Below are 21,593 nucleotides of genomic sequence, written 5' to 3' on the forward strand. Positions count from 1 at the left end.
CGACGTGCGGTGCGGTGCCGGTGGTCAGGCCAGTCGCCAGTCCACCGGCTCCGCGCCCTGTTCGACGAGCAGCGCGTTCGCCCGGCTGAAGGGCCGCGACCCGAAGAATCCGCGCGACGCCGACAACGGCGACGGATGCGCCGACTGCACCGTGGGCACATCACCGAGCATCGGTACGAGAGTCCCGGCGTCGCGACCCCACAGGATGGCGACGAGCGGTGCCCGACGGGCAACCAGCGCGCGGATCGCTTGCTCGGTGACTTTCTCCCAGCCCTTGCCCCGATGTGAGGCGGCCTGTCCCGGAGCTACGGTGAGAACCCGGTTGAGCAGCAGCACGCCGCGTTCGGTCCACGGTGAGAGATCACCGTTCGGGGGCAGCGGCAAACCGAGATCCTCGGTGTACTCGCGATAGATATTGGTCAGGCTGCGGGGAATGGGCCGTACCGCCGGATCCACCGAAAAGCTCAGCCCCACAGCATGTCCCGGAGTCGGATACGGATCCTGTCCGACGATGAGCACCCGCACCTCGTCGAAGGGTTGCGCGAATGCCCGCAAGACATCGGCCCCGGCCGGAAGGTAGGAACGCCCCGCTGCCAGTTCCGCCCGCAGGAACTGTCCCATCGAGGCGATGTCGTCGGCGACCGGAGCGAGCGCCTGCGCCCAGCCGGGCTCGATGATCTCGGACAACGGCTTGCTCACTCGGGCGGCCTGCTCTGTCACGTTCTCCTGCTCCTGATTCGTGCTTGTTGTCGCGGGTCGTGCACTGGTTTCCCCCGACACGATGGTGGCCCGGTCAGTCGAGGCGACGCAGTGCGGTGCGGTAGTACTCGGCGTTGGCCGCATACATCTTCGCGTTCGCGTCGAAGTGGCCTTCCGGGATCTCGACTCCGTCGCGAACCTTTGCGGGCACGCCCATCGCCATCCGGCGGGCCGGCAACTCGAATCGCGGCGGGATCAGCGCTCCGGCGGCAACCTGGGCGCCGGCGCCGATGGTCGATCCGTTGAGGACGAGCGATCCGGATCCGATGAGAGCGCCGTCGCCGATCGTCGCGCCCTCGATGTGCACGTTGTGCCCCACCACACACCGCGCGCCGATGACGGTGGGCTCGATCGCGGTGCAGTGGACGATCGTTCCGTCCTGGATGTTGGTTTCCTCACCGATGGTGATCGTCCCGTAGTCCGCGCGCAGGACCGCCGTGGGCCATACCGACGCGCGGGCACCGAGTGTGACGTTTCCGATCACGACCGCATCGGGATGAATCCAGGCATCGGGGTGGATATCGGGAACGCGATCACCGAGTGCATAGAGAGCCATGTCGCCCAACCTATCTCGAGGTACCGGGCGAAAAGCTGTGCCACCCTCCGGGACCGGCCGGAGGCCTGCCGTCGACGGTCACCCCGCGCCCCTGCCGCACGGTTCCGATGCGCCGCCACCCGCTGGGCAGCATCACGCCCGGCGGGAAGCACGCTGCCAGCGCGTGATCCTCGCCGCCTGCGAGCACCCATTCCCACGGGTCCGCGCCCAACTCCGCCCCGGCGGCGACGAGACGCTCGTCGGGTGTGATCGCGGCGCGATCCACATCGATCGCAACGTCCGACGCGGTGGCGATGTGCCCGAGGTCGGCGACGAGACCGTCGGAGATGTCGGTTCCGGCGCGGGCACCGGCATCGGCGGCGGCGGGGCCGGCGTCGTACGGGGGTGAGGGCACGCGGTGCGCGTCGACGAGATCCCGATAACCGTCGAGGCCGGCGACGAGCACGGCGAGACCTGCTGCCGACCGCCCCACATTCCCGGCGAGAGCCACGACGTCCCCGGGGCGGGCACCCGAGCGCAGCAACGGCGCACGACCCCCCAGGTCACCGAGGACCGTGACCGACACGATCACCTCGCGCGCCTGGACGAGATCGCCGCCGACAACTCCTGCTCCGAGCGCTTCGGCTGCTTCACCGATGCCCGCGGAGATCTCGTCGAGCACGGCGGCGGGCGTCTCCGGCGGGCAGCCGAGTCCCACGACGAACGCGACCGGCCGGGCCCCGATCGCGGCGACATCGGCACCGTTCTGCGCGACGGCTTTGCGTCCGACCTCGTGCGGGCTCGACCAATCGAAGCGAAAGTGCCGGCCCTCGACCAGCATGTCGGTGGATACCGCGATTCTCCCGTCGGCCGCGGCGACGACCGCAGAGTCGTGCCCCGGTCCTACCAGGGTCGTGCGGGGTTGCCGTCGTCCCGCGATCGCACGGGCGATGGCGGGAAACTCGCCGATGTCGGAGACGGTGGGGCCGGTCTGATCTGCCACGGTGATGGGCGCCTCTTTCTCGGTCGGCAGCGGATACGGGCCGGTACGCCCCCTGCTACGTTCGTTCCACGCTACCGTTGCCGACATCATCCCTCCGACGCTGGACACCATGAACAACACACATTCTTCCGAGCAGGAACCCGGCGACCAGGGTCCTGACGAGCAGGAACCCGCCGACACCGCCGGGTCCGAGCAGGCGACACCCTCCGAACCGCGTCGCCATCCCGCACTGATCGCGACTGCGATCGCGCTGCCGGTGGCACTGCTGGTGGGCGTGGTGGTTGCCGCCGTGTTCGTCGCGCGCACCCCGGTCAACTCTCCGGTCGGGCTGGGTCCGGTGCCCGCCCCCGACGCCGAGTCGGAATCCTGCACCTCACTGCTCGGCGCGCTGCCCGAGGATCTCGGCGACTACACGCGCGCCGAACTCGCCGATCCCGCACCGGCCGGCGCCGCGGCGTGGCAGTCCGCAGACGGCGCGGAGGTCGTGTTGCGATGCGGACTCGAGCGGCCCGCCGAATTCGATCAGGCCGCGGCGCTGACGGTCATCGACCAGGTCCAGTGGTTCGAGATCTCGGGCGCACAGCAGGGCATCGACGCGAGCACGTGGTTCGCCGTCGACCGTCCCGTCTACATCGCGCTGACGGTACCCAACGGGTCGGGACCGACACCGCTGCAAGACGTTTCGGCATCCATTGCCGAGACGCTCCCCCAGCAGGAGATCGATCCCGCCCCGATCGGCGGGCCCTGAACCGTCACCCGCTGCCGATGAGGCGGTGCCGTTACTGCCCGGCGGCCGCGCGCATCGTGCCGGTGCGCTGGAACCGGCTGTGGAACGAGAACGCCTCGTCGAGAAGGTGTGGCGTCTGACCGGCCCCGGGCAGCGCCTCGGCCCGATCGACGTAGTCGTGTAGTTCTGCCCGGAAATCGGGATGGGCACAACGCTCGATGACCACCCGGGACCGCCGGCGCGGCGACAGGCCGCGCACGTCGGCGAGGCCCTGTTCGGTGACGATCACCTGGACGTCGTGTTCGGTGTGGTCGACGTGCGGCACCATCGGCACGATCGAGGAGATCGCTCCGTTGCGCGCGGTCGACGGGCTGAGGAACATCGACAGGTAACCGTTGCGGGTGAAGTCACCCGAGCCACCGATGCCGTTCATGATGCGCGTGCCCATGACATGGGTGGAATTGACGTTGCCGTAGATGTCGGCCTCGAGCATCCCGTTCATGGCGATGATGCCGAGCCTGCGCACGATCTCGGGATGGTTGCTGATCTCCTGGGGGCGCAGCACGATGTGGTTGCGGTAGAAGTCGATGTTGCGCACGAACTCGTCGAGGCCCGCCTCGGACAGCGCGAGCGCGGTGGACGACGCGTAGCGCACCGTCCCGTTCGCGATGAGTTCCAGCATGCCGTCCTGGATGACTTCCGAGTAGCACGTCAGCCCGCGGTACGGCCCGCTGGAGAGTCCGGCGAGCACCGCGTTGGCAACGTTGCCGACACCGGACTGCAGCGGCAGCAGAGTGTCGGCGGGGAGACGCCCGGCCGCCACCTCGTGCGCGAAGAAGTCGAGCACGTGCCCGGCGATGGCCTGGCTGGTCGCGTCCGGCGCCGTCAGCGGGTTCGCGCTGTCCGACACATCGGTCTCGACCACCGCGACCACGCGCGCCGGGTCGACCCGGAAGGTCTGCTGCCCGATCCGGTCCTCGACATCGGTGAGGTGGATCGGGGTGCGGTGCGGCGGGAGCGCGGTGCCGTAGTAGATGTCGTGGACACCGGCCATGGCATCGGGGATCCAGGAATTGACCTCGAGCACGATCTTCTCGGCGACATCGAGCCACGTCTTGTTGTTTCCCACGGAGGTGGCGGGGATCAGTTCACCGGACTCGGTGATGCCGGAGACTTCGACGACCGCGACGTCGACGTGCCCGTAGTAGCCCTCCCACACCTGCTGCGCCACGTGCGACAGGTGGATGTCGACGTAATCCATGCGGCCGTCGTTGATACGTCCGCGCGCGGTCGGCTCGGCTTGGTACGGCATGCGCAGAGCGATGCCGTCCGCCTCGGCGAGCAACCGTTCGGTCTCCGTCGACACCGAGGCTCCGGTGAGAAGATTGATCGTGAAGTCGTCACCGCCCGCCCGAGCACGGCGAATGTGCTCGGCCAGTGCCGGAGTGACCCGCTTGGGGGTACCCGCGCTCGCGAAGCCACTGATCGCGACGGTGTCGCCGGAGCGAATGTGCCGCACCGCCTCCTCTGCGGAAACGATCTTGCGCCTGAAGGATTCGTTGCGGATGCGGCCCGCGGAGGTGACTCCGGCGACTGTCTCCGCCTTCGACGGCGCAGAGGAAAGGGTGGGTGCGTGCATGGCGATGAGGATAGAGGGGCCGAGAGACTCGCCGATCACACTCGCCGAACGGGCGCGATCCCGATCACGTTGCGGCCGGCGTCCGGCGTCGTATCGTATACGCCACCTTGTCGGGCAAACATCTTGTGTGACAGATACTTTCGGCTCTGCGCACAAGGTTCCCGGGCGCCGCGCGTCGCGCGGACGGTGGCGCAGGGCAGGCGGACGGAGGACAACCGTTGGATGCGTTCGTCGCTCACTCGGCACCGCTCACCGAACGAACGCGCCACTCGTCGTGAAAAAACGCGTACCCGACCCGCCGACGGTGGGCCGCTCCGATTCGCAGTGCCACCGTACGAGTCGGTGATGTCGGGCACGATGGGGCAATGAGCATCCCCACCGACGGTCTGCGCGACGACGCCGAACACCTCCTCCGAGAGCTTGCCGGACCGGACGCCCGCTTGCGCGACGACCAGTGGACCGCGATCGAGGCGCTCGTCGTCCAGCGCCGCCGGGCACTCGTGGTCCAGCGCACCGGTTGGGGAAAATCCGCCGTCTATTTCATCTCCGCCAAACTGCTGCGGGCGCACGGACACGGCCCGACGGTGATCGTGTCCCCACTGCTGGCACTGATGCGCAACCAGGTCGCCGCCGCCGAACGAGCAGGTGTGCGGGCCGCGACCATCAACTCCGGCAACATGACGGAGTGGGACGAGATCCACGAACGGATCCGGTCCGGTGATGTCGACGTCCTGCTCGTCAGTCCGGAACGGCTCAACAACCCCGACTTCCGCGATCAGGTGCTCCCGGCTCTCGCACGCGACGCGGGTCTCGTCGTCGTGGACGAAGCGCACTGTGTATCGGACTGGGGCCACGATTTCCGTCCCGACTACCGGCGTATCCGCACGCTCGTCGCCGACCTCGGCGACGGAGTGCCGGTTCTGGCCACCACCGCCACCGCCAACGATCGGGTGGTCGCCGACGTCGCCGCGCAACTGGGAGTCGGCGCTCAGGTCCGGTCGGGTGTGCCCGGAGAGCCGGCGTCGTCGTCCGACGGAACACTCGTTCTGCGCGGCGGACTGGACCGCCCCTCACTGCACCTGTCGGTGGTCCGCATCGACGAACCGGCTCGTCGTGCGGCCTGGCTGGCCCAGCATCTGGACGAGCTTCCGGGTTCGGGCATCGTGTACACGCTGACGGTGTCGGCCGCACGCGATCTCGCGGCACTGCTGTCGGACCACGGCTACGCCGTCGCCGCGTACACCGGTCAGACCGACCCGGCCGAACGGGAGCAGCTCGAGTCGGACCTTCTGGCCAACCGCGTCAAGGCGCTGGTCGCCACGTCGGCGCTGGGCATGGGGTTCGACAAGCCCGATCTGGGCTTCGTCGTCCATCTCGGGGCGCCGTCCTCTCCTATCTCCTATTACCAGCAGGTCGGCCGGGCCGGCCGTTCGACGGACCGCGCGGAAGTCGTGCTTCTCCCCGGCCCCGAGGACCGGCAGATCTGGCAGTGGTTCGCCTCCGTGGCGTTCCCGGAAGAGTCGCTGGTGCGCCGGGTCATCGAGGCGCTCGACCCGGAACGGCCGCTGTCGACCCAGGCATTGGAGCCGCGTGTCGACCTCAACCGGTCACGGCTCGAGATGGTGCTCAAGGTGCTGGACGTGGACGGAGCGGTCCGCCGGGTGAAGGGCGGTTGGATCGCGACGGGACAACCGTGGGTGTACGACGCCGAGCGGTATGCCCGCCTCGAAGAAGCCCGCACCGCCGAACAGAACGCGATGATCGAGTACGAGCGCACCACCGAGTGCCGCATGGTCTTCCTTCGCCGCCAGCTCGACGATCCGGAACTCACCGCGGACACCCCGGGATGCGGCCGGTGCGACAACTGCACGGGGTCGCGATGGTCCGACGTCGTGGACGAGGCGGAGGTGGCCAGGACGAAGGCTCGCCTCGAGCGCCCCGGCGTCGACCTCCCCCCGCGACGGCAGTGGCCGACGGGCATGGCGACGCTCGGTGTGAAGCTCTCGGGCCGCATCACCGACGGCCCCGAGCCCGGGCGCGTTCTGGGAAGACTGTCGGATCTGGGCTGGGGTCCCCGCCTGCGTGCGCTTCTCGACGCTCCGGACGGTCCCGTTCCCGACGCGGTGGTGCAGGCGTCGGTGGCAGTGCTCGCGTCCTGGGATTGGGCGCAACGACCCACCGCGGTGATGGCCGTCGAGTCCCCGGACCACCCGGTGCTCACCGCCTCGCTCGCGTCGCGTCTGTCACAACTGGGCCGACTTCAGGATTTAGGTGTATTACGTCGCCGAACGGGGCATCCCCCTGCGACGGCCGCGAATTCGGCATACCGGATCGCCGCGCTAGTCGATGCGTGGGAGACGCCCGATCTCAGCGGAGTGCGCGGTCCGATCCTTCTCGTCGATGCGGTGACCGACACCGGCTGGACGCTCACGATGGCGGCGAGGACTCTCGTCGCCGCCGGAGCCGACGCGGTGCTGCCGTTCGCGCTCGCGAGCCCGAAGTAATCGCTACGAGGAGACCAGACGCTACATGTTCGTGACCGGTATCACACCACATGTCCTACCTGCACGAAGCGCGGACTTTAGCACCCGAGCCAGGCGAAACGGGTGAATTCGACATCAAATCTTGTTAAGTTACGAGGACTTATGAAGCCCGTTACGGAAAGTAGTACCCCATCTGTAGAGCCGGCTGAATTGAGTTTCCGGAGTCCGCGCATCGCCGACGGAAAACGGCTGTGGCAGATCGCCCGCGACTCCCAGGTACTCGATGTCAATTCCGGTTACGCGTATGTGTTGTGGTGCCGTGATTTCGCCGAGTATTCCGTGGTCGCCACCGACGAGCACGACCGCGCCGTCGGTTTCGTGACCGGATACCTGCGACCCGAGTCGCCACAGACGTTGTTCGTATGGCAGGTCGCCGTCGACGCCGACCAGCGCGGTCGTGGCGTCGCAGGCCGCATGCTGGACACTCTGCTCGACAGGCTCGCCCCCCTCGGCGTCACCCGCCTCGAGACCACGGTGAGTCCCGACAACGCAGCGTCGATCGCGATGTTCACCGCATTGGCTCGCCGCCGCGGAACCCATATCACCCGGAGCGATTTGTTCGCGCCCGACGATTTTCCGGATTCTCATCTGGCTGAGGATCTTTACACGATCGGAGAGTGATCACCCGAGATTCGGGTATCGATCACTTCGAGTTTCTTAAATATCGCAGGAGGACCACCACATGACCATCCTGGAACACAAGCCCGGCACGACGGGCGACATGGATATCTTCACGCATCTCGAGTCGGAAGTGCGCAGCTACAGCCGCAGCTGGCCCACCGTATTCGAAAAAGCGTCCGGATCCTGGCTCCGCAGTGAGAGCGGCAAGGACTACCTCGACTTCTTCGCGGGCGCCGGCGCCCTCAATTACGGGCACAACAACCCGATCCTCAAGTCCGCGCTCGTGGACTACATCATGAGCGACGGCATCACCCACGGCCTCGACATGAACACCGTCGCGAAGCGGCGCCTTCTCGAGACGTTCGAACAGCTCGTGCTCAAGCCCCGCGGGCTCGATTACAAGGTCCAGTTCCCCGGTCCTACCGGCACGAACTCGGTCGAGGCCGCACTCAAGCTTGCCCGCAAGGTCACCGGGCGCGAGTCGGTCATCAACTTCACCAACGCCTTCCACGGTATGACGCTCGGCGCTCTGTCGGTCACGGGCAACTCCATGAAGCGCGCGGGTGCCGGCGTCCCGCTGGTGCACGCGACCCCGATGCCGTTCGACAACTACTTCAACGGAGTCACCGAGGACTTCCAGTGGTTCTCCCGCGTGCTCGACGACGCCGGCAGCGGCCTCAACCGCCCCGCCGCGGTCATCGTCGAGACCGTTCAGGGTGAAGGCGGCGTCAATATCGCGCGCCCCGAATGGCTTCGCGCGCTGGCGGATCTGTGCCAGGAACGCGACATCCTGCTGATCGTCGACGACGTGCAGATGGGATGCGGCCGCACCGGCCCGTTCTTCTCCTTCGAGGTCGCCGGGATCACCCCCGACATCGTCACGCTGTCGAAGTCGATCGGTGGCTACGGTCTGCCGTTGGCGCTGACGCTGTTCAAGCGCGAACTCGACGTCTGGGGTCCGGGCGAGCACAACGGCACCTTCCGTGGGAACAATCCGGCGTTCGTCACCGCTACCGCCGCCCTCGAGCACTACTGGGCCGACGACAAGCTCGAGCGCGAAACGCTGCGCAAGGGCGAGCGCATCCGGCAGACGTTCATGAACCTGTCCGACATGTTCGACGGCGTCTCGACGCGCGGTCGCGGTCTCGTCCAGGGACTGGTGTTCGAGAAGCACGAGAACGCACAGAAGGTCTGCGAGCTCGCCTTCGAGGAGGGTCTTCTCGCGGAGACCTCGGGGCCGTCCGACGAGGTGGTCAAGCTCCTTCCGCCGCTGACCATCAGTGACGACGAGCTGGAGTTCGGACTCAATATCCTCGCCGAGGCCACCGCGAAGGTGCAGGCCTGAGCGAAGTCCGCTCCCCCTTTCCCGAGAAACCCTCACCCCTAAGGATTTTCGACACCCATGATCGTTCGTACGACTGAAGAGATCACCGGTACCGATCGCGACGTCACGTCCGAAGACGGCAACTGGACCAGCAAGCGGATCGTGCTCGCCGGCGACAAGGTCGGTTTCTCGTTCCACGAGACGACCATCAAGGCGGGCACCGTCAACGAGTTCCACTACGCGAACCACATCGAGGCGGTGTGGCTGGTGGAAGGCGAGGGCACCCTCCAGGACCTGGACAACGACGTGGAGTACGAGCTGGGTCCGGGTTCGATGTACCTGCTCAACGGCCACGAACGCCACCGCGTCCTGCCGCGCACGACGATGCGGATGATGTGCGTGTTCAATCCTCCGGTGACGGGTCGCGAGGTCCACGACGAGAACGGTGTCTACCCGCTCGTCGAAGAACCTGCCTGATACCCACCCGGGTGGTCGCCACGCGCGACGCGAGCACGTGACCAATTGCGGGGCGGGCGCTTAGAGTCGAATCATGACTTTCGAGCGCTCGCCCCGCATTGCTGTCGGTCCGGCGCCGGACGAGCGCTTCGTCCGAGCCGTCACCAGTGGCGGTGGGGTGGTGTGCGACCTCGACGACGCGCCCGACGCGCTGGTCTGGACCGGCGGACCCGACTCGTTTCCCGAGTCGCTCCCCCGGTCCGTGCGCTGGGTTCAGCTTCCGGCGGCCGGGGTCGAGCGCTGGCTGTCCGAAGGAATCGTCCGGGCTCATCCGCAAGTGATGTGGACCTCCGCCGCGGGTGCGTACTCGGCGACCGTTGCCGAGCACGCGCTCATGCTGCTGCTCGCCGGGGTGCGGGCACTGCCGGCCCACCTCGAGGCAACCTCCTGGGAGCCCGAGGCCTTCTTTCCCACCCTCGGGACGTTGCGAGGATCCACCATCGGCATCATCGGCGCCGGTGGCATCGGCCGGGCACTGATCCCCATGCTCGCGGCACTGGGCGCACGCGCCCTGGCCGTGACCCGCAGCGGCCGTCCCGTACCCGGCGCTGTCGAAACCTACCCCGTCGAGAGGATCGACGAGATCTGGCACCTCGCAGACCATTTCGTCGTCGCCGCACCCTCGACCACCGAGACCGAACAACTCGTCGGCGCCCCGGAACTTGCCGCCATGAAACCCACCGCGTGGGTGATCAACGTTGCCCGGGGACGCCTCATCGATACCGAGGCACTGGTGGAGGCGCTACGACAGGGCACCATCGCGGGAGTGGGTCTGGACGTCACCGACCCGGAACCTCTCCCCGACGGTCACCCCCTCTGGTCGATGCCGAATGCGATGATCACACCCCACGACTCCAACCCCCCGGCGGTACGCATCCCTGCCTACCTCGAGCACGTCACGGAGAACATCACCCGGTTCGCGTCCGGGCTCGATCCCGTCGCTGTGATCGACCCGAGCGCCGGGTACTGAGCGCGCCTCGGTGCGGGGTCACGAACCGGCGCGACCGATATCCCCGTTCTCCGCCTCGTCCCGGTCGGCCCATTCGAGAAGAGCGTCGAGCGAGAAGACGGCGTCGTCGATCCCCGCGTGCAGGTCCCCGTATTTCGCGAACCGGTCCGGGACGGTCGCGACCGTGAATTCCCGCGGGTCGACATCGGGCACTTCCTCCCAGCGGACCGGCGTCGAGACACGGGCGTCGGCCACCCCGCGAATCGAGTACGCGCTCGCGAGGGTGTGGTCGCGCGCGTTCTGGTTGTAGTCGACGAACACGGCCGACTGGTCGCGGTCCTTACGCCACCAGGTGGTCGTCACATCCCGGGGCGCTCGTCGTTCGACTTCCCGCGCGAATGCCCATGCGGCCCGGCGTACGTCGTCGAACCCCCATCGGGGCTCGATCCGGACGTAGACGTGCAGTCCCCGGCCACCCGACGTCTTCGGCCAGCCGACCGCGCCCAGTTCGGCGAGGACTTCCTGTACCACTCCGGCCACGCGCACCACGCGATCGAATCCGCAGTCGGGCATCGGGTCCAGGTCGATGCGCCACTCGTCGGGACGTTCGACGTCGGCGCGGCGCGAGTTCCAGGGATGGAACTCGACCGTGGACATCTGGACGGCCCACACGACGTCGGCGACGCGGGTGACGCACAACTCGTCCGCGTCGCGGTTGTAGCGCGGAAAGTGGACCCGGACGGTGTCGACCCAGTCCGGCGCGCCATGGGGAAGCCGCTTCTGGTGCACCTTCTCCCCCTCGATGCCGGACGGAAACCGGTGCAGCATGCACGGCCGTTCCCGCAAGGCGCGGACGATGCCGTCGCCCACGGCCAGGTAATAGTTCGCGATGTCGAGCTTGGTGACACCGACTTCGGGGAAGTACACACGCTCGGGATGCGACAGCCGAACCGTACGGCCGTCGGCTTCGAGTTCGACGGCTTCCGACGAGTCCTTCCCCATGCGGTCCCTCCTCGTGTACCCACGGGCCACCGCGTGCGGCCCGCCGGCGTGCACCCATCCTCGCGCGCCGGACACCACACCGCAGCACTTTCCGGTGCCGTGCTCCCTGCCGCGCGTTACCGTCGAGCTGTGTTGCTCGAGAGCGTGGTGGAGACATCGGACGCGGTGGCGGGGACCCGCTCACGGCGCGCGAAGACCGAGGCGTTGCGCGCATTGCTCGTGCGCGCCGATCCGGCCGAAGTCGAATCGGTGGTGTCGTGGCTGTCCGGGGATCTGGCCCAGGGACGGATCGGAGTCGGTTTCCGCACGCTCGCGGGCCTCGATCTGTCGCCGGCCGGCACGGCGACGCTCGAGGTCTCCGAGGTGGCCTCGATCCTCGACTCCCTCGCGACGACGTCGGGCCCGGGTTCTGCTGCGACACGTCGAGCACAGCTCGACGAATTGTTCTCACGCGCAACCGCCGGCGAACAGCATTTCCTCGTTCGTCTGCTCGGCGGCGATCTACGTCAAGGGGCGCTCGAAGGGGTGATGACCGATGCCGTGGCCGCGGCAGCAGACCTTCCCCTCGACGCGGTGCGGCGCGCCTTCATGCTCTCCGGACGGCTCAGCGGCACGGCAGCGGCGGCCTTCGAGGGCGGGCTCGACGCCCTGGCCGCGTTCCGGATCGAGGTGGGCCGGCCGGTACGGCCCATGCTTGCCTCGCCGGCCGAGTCCCTCACCTCCGCGCTCACCGAACTCGGCGGCGAGGTGAGTGTGGAGTACAAACTCGACGGCGCACGCATCCAGGTTCATCGTGCGGGAGACGAGGTACGGATCTTCACGCGTACGTTGCGCGACATCACCGGGTCCGTACCGGAACTGGTCGACCTCGTCGCCGGCCTGCCGTGCACCAGTGTGGTGCTCGACGGGGAGACGCTCGCCTTGACCGATTCCGGCCGTCCCCGCCCCTTCCAGGAGACCATGAGCCGATTCGGCGCACGCAGCGAGCGCGAACTGCTGCTGCATCCGTACTTCTTCGACTGCCTGCACCTCGACGGAGACGACCTCCTCGACGCTCCCCTGTCCGAACGACTGGCCGCCCTCGACCGTGTGGCCGCGCGACACCGGATACCTGCGGTGACGGCGCCCGGCCCGGAGCGTGCACAGGCGCACCTCGCGGCGTCGCTCGATCACGGGCACGAAGGCGTCATGGTGAAATCCCTCACGTCCCCCTACAACGCGGGTCGGCGCGGACGCGCGTGGCAGAAGGTCAAACCCGAGCACACACTCGATCTGGTGGTGCTGGCCGCCGAGTGGGGTTATGGGCGCCGGACCGGATATCTGTCGAACCTGCATCTGGGCGCGCGCGATCCCGACGGCGGCCCGCCGATCATGGTGGGAAAGACGTTCAAGGGCCTCACCGACGAGTTGCTGCGGTGGCAGACAGCCGAATTCCCGCTACACGAGTCGCACCGGGACGAGCACACCGTCTATCTCGAACCGCGCCTGGTAGTGGAGATCGAACTCGACGGTGCCCAGGTCAGCACGCGCTATCCGGGCGGGGTGGCGCTCAGATTCGCGCGGGTACTGCGCTACCGCCCGGACAAATCACCGGCAGAGGCGGACACGATCGACGCGGTGCGCGCACTGCTCCCCCGCTCGCCGGTCGGCAACGACGGCCTACCGTAGAAGGGGTGATCGACGTTCGACCTTCCCTCGACTCCCTGTGGTCCCTGGTGGACGGCAAGCGGGTCGCCGTGCTCACCGGCGCCGGCGTCTCCACCGACTCCGGCATTCCGGACTACCGCGGACCGGATTCTCCGCCGCGTAACCCGATGACGATCCAGCAGTTCGTCGGAGACCCGGTGTTCCGGCGCCGCTACTGGGCACGCAACCACGTGGGCTGGAGGCATATGGACGCTGCCCGCCCCAACGTCGGTCATCGCGCCCTGGCCGCGCTCGAGCACGCCGGGTGCGTCACCGGCGTGATCACCCAGAATGTCGATCTCCTGCACACCAAGGCGGGCAGTCGCCGCGTCATCGATCTGCACGGCACGTACGCGCAGGTTCGCTGCCTGGCCTGTCAGCATCGGATCTCCCGATTCACCCTCCACGAACGCCTCACCGGCGCCAACCCGGGGTTTGCCGAACGCGCCCGCGCGATCACGGGACTCGAAGTGGCGCCCGACGCGGACGCGGTCGTGGCCGATACCGACGGCTTCGTCGTGGTCGACTGCGAACGATGTGGCGGGATGCTGAAACCGGACATCGTGTACTTCGGTGAGATCGTGCCCCGGCCGCGTGTGGACGACGCCTTCCGGGTGATAGACGAGGCCGACGCACTCGTCGTCGCCGGGAGTTCGCTGACCGTGCAGTCCGGGTTGCGGTTCGTGCGGCACGCCGTGGCACGCGACATTCCGGTGGCGATCATCAACCGGGGACCGACGCGCGGTGACTCTCTCGCCGCACTCAAGATCGAGGCAGGAACGTCGGAATCGCTCGCGGCGTTGACATCCCGCGTCGCCGAGCCGACACCGACTGCGTAACAGTTAGATTCGCACCAGATCGTCTGCGTGCACCACGGGACGATGCAGATCGGCGGGCAGGTTACGGGTGGAGAAACCGATCATGAAGTCGAGTTCGGCCACGTCGTAGGCAACCACTCCGCGGGCCACGGTGCGGCCGTCCGGAGCGATGAGGGCAACAACATCGCCGGCGTGGAAATTGCCACTGCTACCGGTGATTCCGGCGGGCAGCAACGACCGGCGGCGATCGACGACCGCGCGGACGGCTCCTTCGTCGAGATGCAGCGCGCCGTGGGTATCGGCGGCGTGCCGCACCCAGAACAGCCGGGCAGACAGACGATCGGGACGCGCCGAGAACGCCGTCCCGACGTCCGCGGTGGTCAGTGCCCGGGCGGCGTCCGACGCCGCGGCAAGCAGCACCGGCACACCGGAGTCCGCGGCGAGCCGCGCAGCGGACAGCTTGGAGGCCATGCCCCCGGTGCCGAGTGCGCCGCCCGACCCGGCGACGACACCGTCGAGGTCTTCCGGACTGGTGACTTCCGGAATGAAGTGAGCCCCGCCCTTCCGTGGATCACCGTCGTACAGTCCGTCGACGTCGGACAGCAGGATCAGCGCGTCCGCCCCGACGAGATGCGCGACGAGAGCCGCGAGCCGGTCGTTGTCACCGAACCGCAGTTCCGCCGTCGCGACGGTGTCGTTCTCGTTCACGATCGGCACGGCCCCGAGGGCGCGCAGACGATCGAGGGTGCGCTGGGCGTTCCGGTGCTGGGTGCGGCGGGCGATGTCGTCCGCGGTGAGCAGCACCTGCCCGACGGTCCGGTCGTACCGGGCGAAGGAGGTGCCCCACGCGTGAGCGAGGGCGAGTTGCCCGACGCTGGCCGCCGCCTGCTTCGTGGCCAGATCGCGGGGCCGCGTGGTGAGTCCCAGCGGCGCGAGTCCGGCGCCGACAGCCCCGGACGACACCACCACGACGCTCGAACCCGACCGCATCCGCGACTCGATCGCGTCTGCGAGCCGGTCGAGCCTGCCACGATCGAGGCCGCCCACCAGGCTGGTGATCGCCGACGAGCCGATCTTGACCACCACGCTGCGTGCGTCGGAGATGACCTCTCGCGTGTCGCTCACAACTCTCCTCGAAAAGATCAGAAGTCGTCGTCGTCGGAAGCGAGCCCCCGACGGACCTTCTTGGCATGGCGGCGTTCTTCGGCGCCGACGCGATCGACCTGGTCCAGGCGGGCGTCGGTGCCTCGGCCGGTGCGCACGACGTCGACGCCGGCTGCGGTCTGCGGCTCCCAGTCGAAGCTGACGTCGCCGATGGTGACCGAGGCGCCGGGCTGCGCGCCCATCTTGACCAGCTTGGCCTCGACGCCGAGCCGTGCCAGCCGGTCGGCGAGGTAGCCGACGGCTTCGTCGTTGTCGAACGCCGTCTGGCGGACCCAGCGCTCCGGGCGCTCGCCGCGCACGATGAATCCACCGGGAACTTCGGGATCGGGAACGACGGTGAAGCCGGTCTCGTTGCGCGCGATCGGGCGGATCACCGGACGGGTGGGCTCCGCGGGCGGATGCGCCTCGCGGTACTCCTCGACCATCTTCGCCAGCGCGAACGTGAGGGGCCGCAGACCTTCGTGGGTCACCGCGGACACGGTGAACACCGGCCAGCCGCGCTTCTCGAACTCGGGCAGGACGAACTCGGCGAGTTCGGCGGCGTCGGGAACATCCGCCTTGTTGAGGACGACGATGCGGGGCCGGTCCGCGAGGTCACCGAGGCTGTTGTCGCCGGACAGCGCGGGCTGGTATGCCGCGAGTTCGGCTTCGAGGGCGTCGACGTCGGAGATCGGGTCGCGACCCGGGTCCATGGTCGCGCAGTCCACGACGTGCGCGAGCACCGCGCAGCGCTCGATGTGCCGCAGGAAATCGAGGCCGAGACCGCGGCCCTGGCTTGCACCCGGGATCAGTCCGGGCACATCGGCGACGGTGAAGGTGGTGTCGCCGGACTGGACCACACCGAGGTTCGGAACGAGCGTGGTGAACGGGTAGTCGGCGATCTTGGGTTTGGCCGCGGACAGCACGGACACGAGCGACGACTTGCCGGCCGACGGGAACCCGACCAGACCGACATCCGCGACGGATTTCAGTTCCAGGACGAGTTCACGTTCTTCGCCCTCCTCGCCGAGCAGCGCGAAGCCGGGGGCCTTGCGCGCCTTGGAGGCGAGGGACGCGTTGCCGAGGCCGCCTCGGCCGCCCTGCGCAGCGATGAACCGGCTGCCGACGCCGACGAGGTCGGCGAGGACGTTGCCGTCGGTGTCGAGCACGACGGTTCCGTCCGGGACCTCGAGCACCAGGTCGTTGCCGTTGGCACCGCTGCGGTTGCCACCGGCACCCTGCGTGCCGTTGGTTGCCTTCGCGTGCTGGTGGAAGTGGAAGTCGAGCAGCGTGTGGACGTTGCCGCCCACCTCGAGGACGACGTCACCGCCGTTTCCTCCGTTGCCGCCGTCGGGGCCGCCGAGGGGCTTGAACTTCTCGCGATGGACGGAGGCGCAACCGTTGCCACCCTTACCGGCGCTGACGTGCAGCACAACCCGGTCGATGAAGCGGGACATGGATGGACCTCTTTCCGTGCGAGAACTGGCGAAGCTTCCCGATATGTACTGGCGAAACGTGCTGTGTGGAAAACCAACAAGGGCGGGACAGGGTGTGTGCGACCCTGGCCCGCCCCTATTGGGAGTATGTCGCGAGGAAACCCTCGCAGTGTCCTGTTCGGACGGCAGATCAGGCGTCTGCCGCGACCGGGACGATGTTGACCGTCTTGCGTCCACGCTTGGTGCCGAACTCGACAGCACCCGCTTCGAGGGCGAACAGCGTGTCGTCGCCGCCGCGTCCCACGTTCACACCGGGGTGGAAGTGGGTGCCGCGCTGACGCACGAGGATCTCACCGGCGCTGACGGACTGGCCGCCGAAACGCTTGACGCCGAGGCGCTGGGCGTTCGAATCGCGACCGTTACGGGAGCTTGATGCACCCTTCTTGTGTGCCATGACGAACCCTCCTGGGGGTTGAAGCTCGAAGCTCGAGTTACTTGATGCCGGTGACCTTGACGACCGTCAGCTTCTGACGGTGGCCCTGGCGCTTGTGGTACCCGGTCTTGTTCTTGAACTTGTGGATGTGGATCTTCGGGCCCTTGGTTTGCTCGACGATCTCGGCGGTGACCGATACCTTCGCCAGCTTGTCGGCGTCGGTGGTCAGCTCGGATCCGTCGACGACGAGGACCGGAGCAAGCGAGACAGCAGCGCCGGGCTCACCCTCGATCTTCTCGACCTTGACGAGGTCGCCTTCAGCGACCTTGTACTGCTTACCGCCGGTCTTGACGATCGCGTACGTTGCCATCGGACGGCTACCCCTTGCTTCTTCGAACGTGCTCGCGCCACAGTCTTGCGGTCGCGACTGGTCTGTATGGTGCTTACTCGGTATGGTGCTTACTCGGTCCCGCCGCCATCCTGAGTCCAGGCGCGGCTGGGCAGTATCGCCGAGTAGCGACTGAACAAGATTACGGGAAAGTGGCGGCCAGGGTCAAACCGGGCCGAGCTCCCCGGACCGGTCTCTGCCGGTCCGGGGAGACCCGTCATGCTTCTGCGTCTACGGGCGGACCCGCGGGGCGTCCCGCAGCCCGCCGTGAACGTGTCCTGCGGACCACCTTGACGGCAGGTTCGTCGGCGCTCGAAGGCGCGTCCTCGGGCGTCGACACCGGCGTGGTGGCCGGAGGCGTCACCGGCGTCGAGTCGGCGGCCGGGGCCGGCAGGACGAACACCGTCGCAGCGGCGTCCGCGTCCCCGGCAGGTGCTGCCGGGCGTGCCACACGGCGCGCGCGACGACGACGGGGAGCGGGCTCCGAGTCGGATTCCGGCGCGGAAACCTTCTCCGCCTCAACACTCTTCGGAGCCGCCTTCGCGACCGCAGCCTCGGCGGCAGCGATCTCCTCCGCGACCTCCTCCGGCTCGTCCGCAGGGGTCGTGACCGTAGTCGCGTCCTCTCCGGTGCCGGATTCGCTCCGGGCGGCGTCGGCGATCCGGCCGGGATCGGCTGCCCGCAACGGCTCGGAGATCTTCACCGGGTCGCCCTCCTGGCCGACCGGTGCCTGCGTCGCCGGAGCTTCTGCTCCCGCGTGCGCGGACTCGGCGACAGGAGCGTCGGTGGAGTCGGCCACAGCAGCATCAGCGGAGTCGGAATCGCTGTGCTCCGGGTGGTGCGAGGCCATGGCGAGCGCCACAGGATGAGCCGCGCGCCTGGCCAGCTCCTCCTGCGAGGGCGCCGGGGCCGCGGTCTCTTCCACGACCACCTCGGCGACGGGTTCCGGAGCACTCTTGTCGCGCCCCCGCTTGCGCCGCGAACCGCCGCTCTGCGAACGCGTCGACTCCTCGTGCGGCTTGGACTCGATCGGCTCCGAGTGCACGATGATGCCGCGTCCGTTGCAGTGCTCACAAGTGGTGGAGAACGCCTCGACCAAACCGGTACCGAGACGCTTGCGCGTCATCTGCACCAAGCCCAGTGAGGTGACTTCCGACACCTGATGGCGGGTGCGGTCCCGTCCGAGGGCTTCGGTGAGACGGCGCAGCACCAGGTCGCGGTTGGACTCGAGCACCATGTCGATGAAGTCGACCACGATCATGCCGCCGATGTCGCGCAGCCGCATCTGACGGACGATCTCTTCCGCCGCTTCGATGTTGTTGCGGGTGACGGTTTCCTCGAGGTTGCCGCCCGAACCGGTGAACTTGCCCGTGTTGACGTCGACGACGGTCATTGCTTCGGTGCGGTCGATCACGAGCGTGCCGCCCGAGGGCAACCACACCTTGCGGTCGAGCGCCTTCGCCAGCTGTTCGTCGATGCGGTGAGCACCGAACACGTCCACCGAGTTGTTGGAGCGGTACCGCTCCACGCGCGGCAGCAGGTCGGGTGCGACCGTGCGGATGTAGGACTCGACCGTGTTCCAGGCGTTGGCGCCCTCGATGACCAGCTTCGAGAAGTCCTCGTTGAACAGGTCGCGGACGACCTTCACAAGAAGGTCGGGCTCCTCGTACAGCGCCTTCGGCTGCCCGGAGGCCTCGGCCTGCACCTTGTCGGCCTGGGCGCTGATCGTGTCCCACTGCGACTGCAGACGGGTCACGTCGTGCGCCAGTTCGTCCTCGCTGACGCCTTCGGCGGCGGTGCGGATGATGACCCCGGCTTCTGCCGGAACGATCTCCCGCAGGATGTCCTTGAGGCGCTTGCGCTCGGTGTCCGGCAGCTTCCGGCTGATCCCGGTCGACGATCCACCCGGGACGTAGACGAGGAATCGGCCGGCCAGGCTGATCTGGGTGGTCAGACGCGCGCCCTTGTGGCCGACGGGGTCCTTGCTGACCTGGACCACCACCATGTCGCCCGGCTTGAGCGCCTGCTCGATCTTGCGGGAGTTTCCTCCCAGGCCGGCAGCCTCCCAGTTGACCTCACCGGCGTAGAGCACGCCGTTGCGGCCGCGTCCGATGTCGATGAAGGCGGCTTCCATGGACGGCAGCACGTTCTGCACGCGACCGAGGTAGATGTTGCCGACCATCGACGCCGACCCGGAGGTCGTGACGAAGTGCTCGACGAGGATGCCGTCTTCGAGCACGGCGACCTGCGTCATTCCCGCATGGGCACCGGAGGTGCGCTCGCGGACCACCATGACCCGGTCCACGGACTCACGGCGTGCCAGGAACTCCGACTCGGTGAGGATCGGGGGACGGCGACGGCCGGCTTCCCGACCGTCCCGGCGACGCTGTCGCTTGGCTTCGAGGCGCGTCGAGCCGCTGATGCCCTGCACCTCGTCCTTGACGCGCGCCTTGGGCCGCGGCTCCCGCTCGTGCACGACGGTGGGAACTGCATCGTCGTCGCCCGACGTGTCGGTGTCGGAATCGGCCGATCCGCGGCGGCGACGACGGCGGCGACGGCGACGCGACGTGCCGTCGCTGTGCTCGTCGTCCTCGGAGTCGTCGTCCGAGTCGGCGTGGTCCGACTTGCTCTGGTCCGTCTTGGTCTGGTCCGTCTTGGTCTGGTCCGACGGTTCCTCGTCGGCGGCAGCCGGCTTGCCGTGCCGGTCGTCGCCCGAGTCGGCCGCGGGGCCGGTCTCGGTCCGGTCGTCGTCCTTGCCGCTCTTCTCCTCGTGTTCGGAGGAGGTGTCGTCGTGCTGATCGTTCTCGCCGCTGTCACCGCGTCCACGGCCACGGCCACGACGTCCACGGCGGCGGCGACGGGGATGCTCGTCCTGATCGTCATCGTCCGGGCCCTGGGCCCGGCCGCCGTCGGAGCCCGTATCGCGGGCGGGCGCCTCGTCGACCTGCTCGGCCGGCGCCTCGGCTCCGGCGACCTTGTCGGACGTGGTCTCGGATGCTTTCCCGGAAGTCTTCTCTGCGGTCTTCTCTGCGTTCTTCTCGACGGTCTGCTCGTCGATGTCCTTCGCCGCTGCGCCTCGGCGGGCGCGGCGGCGGCGCGGACGAACCGGTTCGTCGTCGGCGTCCTCGTCCGCAGGCGCGGGCGCGACCGGTTGCAGGAACAGCGGTGCGGCGACCGTGTCGGCTACCGGCTCCGGCGGCGCGAACAACGGGGTGTGCTGTTCCGGGGATGTGAACAGACCGGTGGGTCCACCGATCGACGTCTCCTGGACGGGCTCGTCCTTGTCCGCGACCTTCGGCTCCGGGGAGAGCACCGGCTCTTCGATGTGCGCGAGCGTCGTGTCGCCCGGCGCCTCGGCGGCCGGATCCTCGGGTGCCTGGGCCTCAGGTGCCTGGGCCTCAGGTGCCTGAGCCTCGGTGCGTCCGTCAGGAGCGACCGGCTCGGAAGCGCCGCTCAGTGCGGCGTACACCTCTCGGGCGGCGTCGCGGTGCAGCGTGGCGTGCGCACTGCTGAGCGCAGTCCCGAGTTCGGTGGCCTTTGCGATCACCTGCTTGCTGGTGAGTCCCAGCATCTTGGCGAGCGCGTGCACGCGAATTTTCGCGGGCAGGTTCGGTACCTCGGTGCCGTCGGCGACGACGTCCGCGGATTCGATGGAATTGTTCTCCGGCGGCTCTTGATCGGCCACGTAAGTCTCCTAAGCCCCCGGGCGCGTCCATCACCGACTCGTGCGATGTGAGCGGCCACGCGAGGGCGCTGCTTGTATGCCCGCGCCTGGGGGCGCGAGATCATCCGGTCTCGCATCACACGGCCGTCCGGTGCCCGTTATCACTGCACGGCCGAGCGATGCCTGGCTTGATCGCGGTTCGAGCGCCGGAACATCCAGCATGTCGCGGAGCGAGGTGGTTCCTTCGTCCTCGGCCACAGCGATGTCGGGCATCGATCCGTGATGTCGTTCGGTCGCCCCGGACGGGTTTCGCACGGTGCAACCTTCCCCAGTATCCCACACAGGCGTGCGCGGATACGCCAACGGCGCCCCGCGGGGCGCCGTCGGTCGATATCGGGAACGTTGAT

18 protein-coding genes are annotated in these 21,593 nt (G+C 68.1%); 8 read left to right on the forward strand and 10 right to left on the reverse strand.

The annotated features are described in order from the left end of the window. Nucleotides 1-24: 24 nt before the first annotated feature. From HF886_RS12515 to HF886_RS12525, 3 genes are all read right to left on the reverse strand, one after another. The gene (locus tag HF886_RS12515; RefSeq protein WP_346765086.1) at nt 25-720 is read right to left on the reverse strand and encodes a uracil-DNA glycosylase; all 696 of its coding nucleotides are present in this window, start codon (nt 718-720) and stop codon (nt 25-27) included. Between the two features lie 73 nt (nt 721-793). After that, nucleotides 794-1,315, reverse strand: coding sequence for a gamma carbonic anhydrase family protein (locus HF886_RS12520; RefSeq protein ID WP_169620516.1), 522 nt, complete (start codon nt 1,313-1,315; stop codon nt 794-796). Between the two features lie 10 nt (nt 1,316-1,325). Further along, nucleotides 1,326-2,297, reverse strand: coding sequence for a thiamine-phosphate kinase (locus HF886_RS12525; RefSeq protein ID WP_346765355.1), 972 nt, complete (start codon nt 2,295-2,297; stop codon nt 1,326-1,328). Between the two features lie 109 nt (nt 2,298-2,406). Between HF886_RS12525 and HF886_RS12530 the strand changes: the two genes are divergently transcribed. Continuing rightward, nucleotides 2,407-3,045, forward strand: coding sequence for a DUF3515 domain-containing protein (locus tag HF886_RS12530; protein WP_169652444.1), 639 nt, complete (start codon nt 2,407-2,409; stop codon nt 3,043-3,045). 31 nt (nt 3,046-3,076) lie between these two features. Here the strand turns inward: HF886_RS12530 and HF886_RS12535 are convergent, their stop codons facing one another. Further along, entirely contained in the window at nt 3,077-4,663 is a 1,587-nt protein-coding gene (locus HF886_RS12535) for an acetyl-CoA hydrolase/transferase family protein (RefSeq protein ID WP_169620514.1), read from the reverse strand. Nucleotides 4,664-5,028: 365 nt separating this feature from the next. Here HF886_RS12535 and HF886_RS12540 point away from each other — a divergent pair, with 365 nt between their 5' ends. The 5 genes from HF886_RS12540 to HF886_RS12560 all read left to right on the forward strand — a co-directional run bounded on the left by HF886_RS12540 (nt 5,029) and on the right by HF886_RS12560 (nt 10,637). After that, entirely contained in the window at nt 5,029-7,167 is a 2,139-nt protein-coding gene (locus tag HF886_RS12540; RefSeq protein WP_169620513.1) for a DEAD/DEAH box helicase, read from the forward strand. 141 nt (nt 7,168-7,308) lie between these two features. Further along, nucleotides 7,309-7,827 (forward strand): diaminobutyrate acetyltransferase, encoded by a 519-nt coding sequence (gene ectA / locus HF886_RS12545; RefSeq protein ID WP_169652445.1) that lies wholly within the window; start codon nt 7,309-7,311, stop codon nt 7,825-7,827. A gap of 61 nt (nt 7,828-7,888) precedes the next feature. After that, nucleotides 7,889-9,172, forward strand: a complete 1,284-nt coding sequence (gene ectB, locus HF886_RS12550) for a diaminobutyrate--2-oxoglutarate transaminase (RefSeq protein ID WP_169620511.1) — start codon at nt 7,889-7,891, stop codon at nt 9,170-9,172. Between the two features lie 57 nt (nt 9,173-9,229). Continuing rightward, nucleotides 9,230-9,628, forward strand: a complete 399-nt coding sequence (locus HF886_RS12555) for an ectoine synthase (RefSeq protein ID WP_169620510.1) — start codon at nt 9,230-9,232, stop codon at nt 9,626-9,628. 73 nt (nt 9,629-9,701) lie between these two features. Then, on the forward strand, nt 9,702-10,637 hold the full coding sequence (locus HF886_RS12560; protein ID WP_169652446.1) for a D-isomer specific 2-hydroxyacid dehydrogenase family protein: 936 nt from the start codon (nt 9,702-9,704) through the stop codon (nt 10,635-10,637). Between the two features lie 18 nt (nt 10,638-10,655). Here HF886_RS12560 and ligD read toward each other — a convergent pair whose 3' ends face one another. Further along, a complete protein-coding gene (gene ligD, locus HF886_RS12565) occupies nt 10,656-11,618 on the reverse strand; it encodes a non-homologous end-joining DNA ligase (protein ID WP_169620508.1) in 963 nt (320 codons plus the stop codon). Nucleotides 11,619-11,747: 129 nt separating this feature from the next. Here ligD and HF886_RS12570 point away from each other — a divergent pair, with 129 nt between their 5' ends. Both HF886_RS12570 and HF886_RS12575 read left to right on the forward strand, forming a co-directional pair. After that, nucleotides 11,748-13,286: an ATP-dependent DNA ligase gene (locus HF886_RS12570; protein ID WP_169652447.1), complete on the forward strand. Its 1,539-nt coding sequence runs from the start codon at nt 11,748-11,750 to the stop codon at nt 13,284-13,286. Between the two features lie 5 nt (nt 13,287-13,291). After that, on the forward strand, nt 13,292-14,143 hold the full coding sequence (locus HF886_RS12575) for an NAD-dependent protein deacetylase (protein WP_169620506.1): 852 nt from the start codon (nt 13,292-13,294) through the stop codon (nt 14,141-14,143). A 3-nt stretch (nt 14,144-14,146) separates the two neighbouring features. Here HF886_RS12575 and proB read toward each other — a convergent pair whose 3' ends face one another. The 5 genes from proB to HF886_RS12600 form a co-directional block, all read right to left on the reverse strand. Next, nucleotides 14,147-15,247, reverse strand: a complete 1,101-nt coding sequence (proB, locus tag HF886_RS12580) for a glutamate 5-kinase (protein ID WP_169652448.1) — start codon at nt 15,245-15,247, stop codon at nt 14,147-14,149. A gap of 17 nt (nt 15,248-15,264) precedes the next feature. After that, nucleotides 15,265-16,722: a GTPase ObgE gene (gene obgE, locus HF886_RS12585; protein WP_169652449.1), complete on the reverse strand. Its 1,458-nt coding sequence runs from the start codon at nt 16,720-16,722 to the stop codon at nt 15,265-15,267. Nucleotides 16,723-16,891: 169 nt separating this feature from the next. Next, nucleotides 16,892-17,155 carry a 50S ribosomal protein L27 gene (rpmA, locus tag HF886_RS12590; RefSeq protein ID WP_169620503.1) on the reverse strand — a complete coding sequence of 88 codons (264 nt, stop codon included), beginning with the start codon at nt 17,153-17,155 and terminating at the stop codon, nt 16,892-16,894. Nucleotides 17,156-17,192: 37 nt separating this feature from the next. Further along, nucleotides 17,193-17,504 carry a 50S ribosomal protein L21 gene (rplU, locus tag HF886_RS12595; protein WP_072698676.1) on the reverse strand — a complete coding sequence of 104 codons (312 nt, stop codon included), beginning with the start codon at nt 17,502-17,504 and terminating at the stop codon, nt 17,193-17,195. Between the two features lie 235 nt (nt 17,505-17,739). Further along, nucleotides 17,740-21,207: a translation initiation factor IF-2 N-terminal domain-containing protein gene (locus tag HF886_RS12600; RefSeq protein WP_169652450.1), complete on the reverse strand. Its 3,468-nt coding sequence runs from the start codon at nt 21,205-21,207 to the stop codon at nt 17,740-17,742. Nucleotides 21,208-21,593: the final 386 nt, after the last annotated feature.

This window comes from Rhodococcus sp. 105337 (assembly GCF_012844225.1).
In the GTDB taxonomy this organism is placed as follows: domain Bacteria; phylum Actinomycetota; class Actinomycetes; order Mycobacteriales; family Mycobacteriaceae; genus Rhodococcus.

What these genes read in the sequence shown, in the direction of transcription:
- obgE (WP_169652449.1), bottom strand. Translation starts at nt 16,722, where the DNA reads ATGTCCCGCTTCATCGACCGGGTTGTGCTGCACGTCAGCGCCGGTAAG.
- ectA (WP_169652445.1), top strand. Translation starts at nt 7,309, where the DNA reads ATGAAGCCCGTTACGGAAAGTAGTACCCCATCTGTAGAGCCGGCTGAA.
- HF886_RS12520 (WP_169620516.1), bottom strand. Translation starts at nt 1,315, where the DNA reads ATGGCTCTCTATGCACTCGGTGATCGCGTTCCCGATATCCACCCCGAT.
- rpmA (WP_169620503.1), bottom strand. Translation starts at nt 17,155, where the DNA reads ATGGCACACAAGAAGGGTGCATCAAGCTCCCGTAACGGTCGCGATTCG.
- HF886_RS12530 (WP_169652444.1), top strand. Translation starts at nt 2,407, where the DNA reads ATGAACAACACACATTCTTCCGAGCAGGAACCCGGCGACCAGGGTCCT.
- HF886_RS12540 (WP_169620513.1), top strand. Translation starts at nt 5,029, where the DNA reads ATGAGCATCCCCACCGACGGTCTGCGCGACGACGCCGAACACCTCCTC.
- ectB (WP_169620511.1), top strand. Translation starts at nt 7,889, where the DNA reads ATGACCATCCTGGAACACAAGCCCGGCACGACGGGCGACATGGATATC.
- ligD (WP_169620508.1), bottom strand. Translation starts at nt 11,618, where the DNA reads ATGGGGAAGGACTCGTCGGAAGCCGTCGAACTCGAAGCCGACGGCCGT.
- rplU (WP_072698676.1), bottom strand. Translation starts at nt 17,504, where the DNA reads ATGGCAACGTACGCGATCGTCAAGACCGGCGGTAAGCAGTACAAGGTC.
- HF886_RS12535 (WP_169620514.1), bottom strand. Translation starts at nt 4,663, where the DNA reads ATGCACGCACCCACCCTTTCCTCTGCGCCGTCGAAGGCGGAGACAGTC.
- HF886_RS12555 (WP_169620510.1), top strand. Translation starts at nt 9,230, where the DNA reads ATGATCGTTCGTACGACTGAAGAGATCACCGGTACCGATCGCGACGTC.
- HF886_RS12560 (WP_169652446.1), top strand. Translation starts at nt 9,702, where the DNA reads ATGACTTTCGAGCGCTCGCCCCGCATTGCTGTCGGTCCGGCGCCGGAC.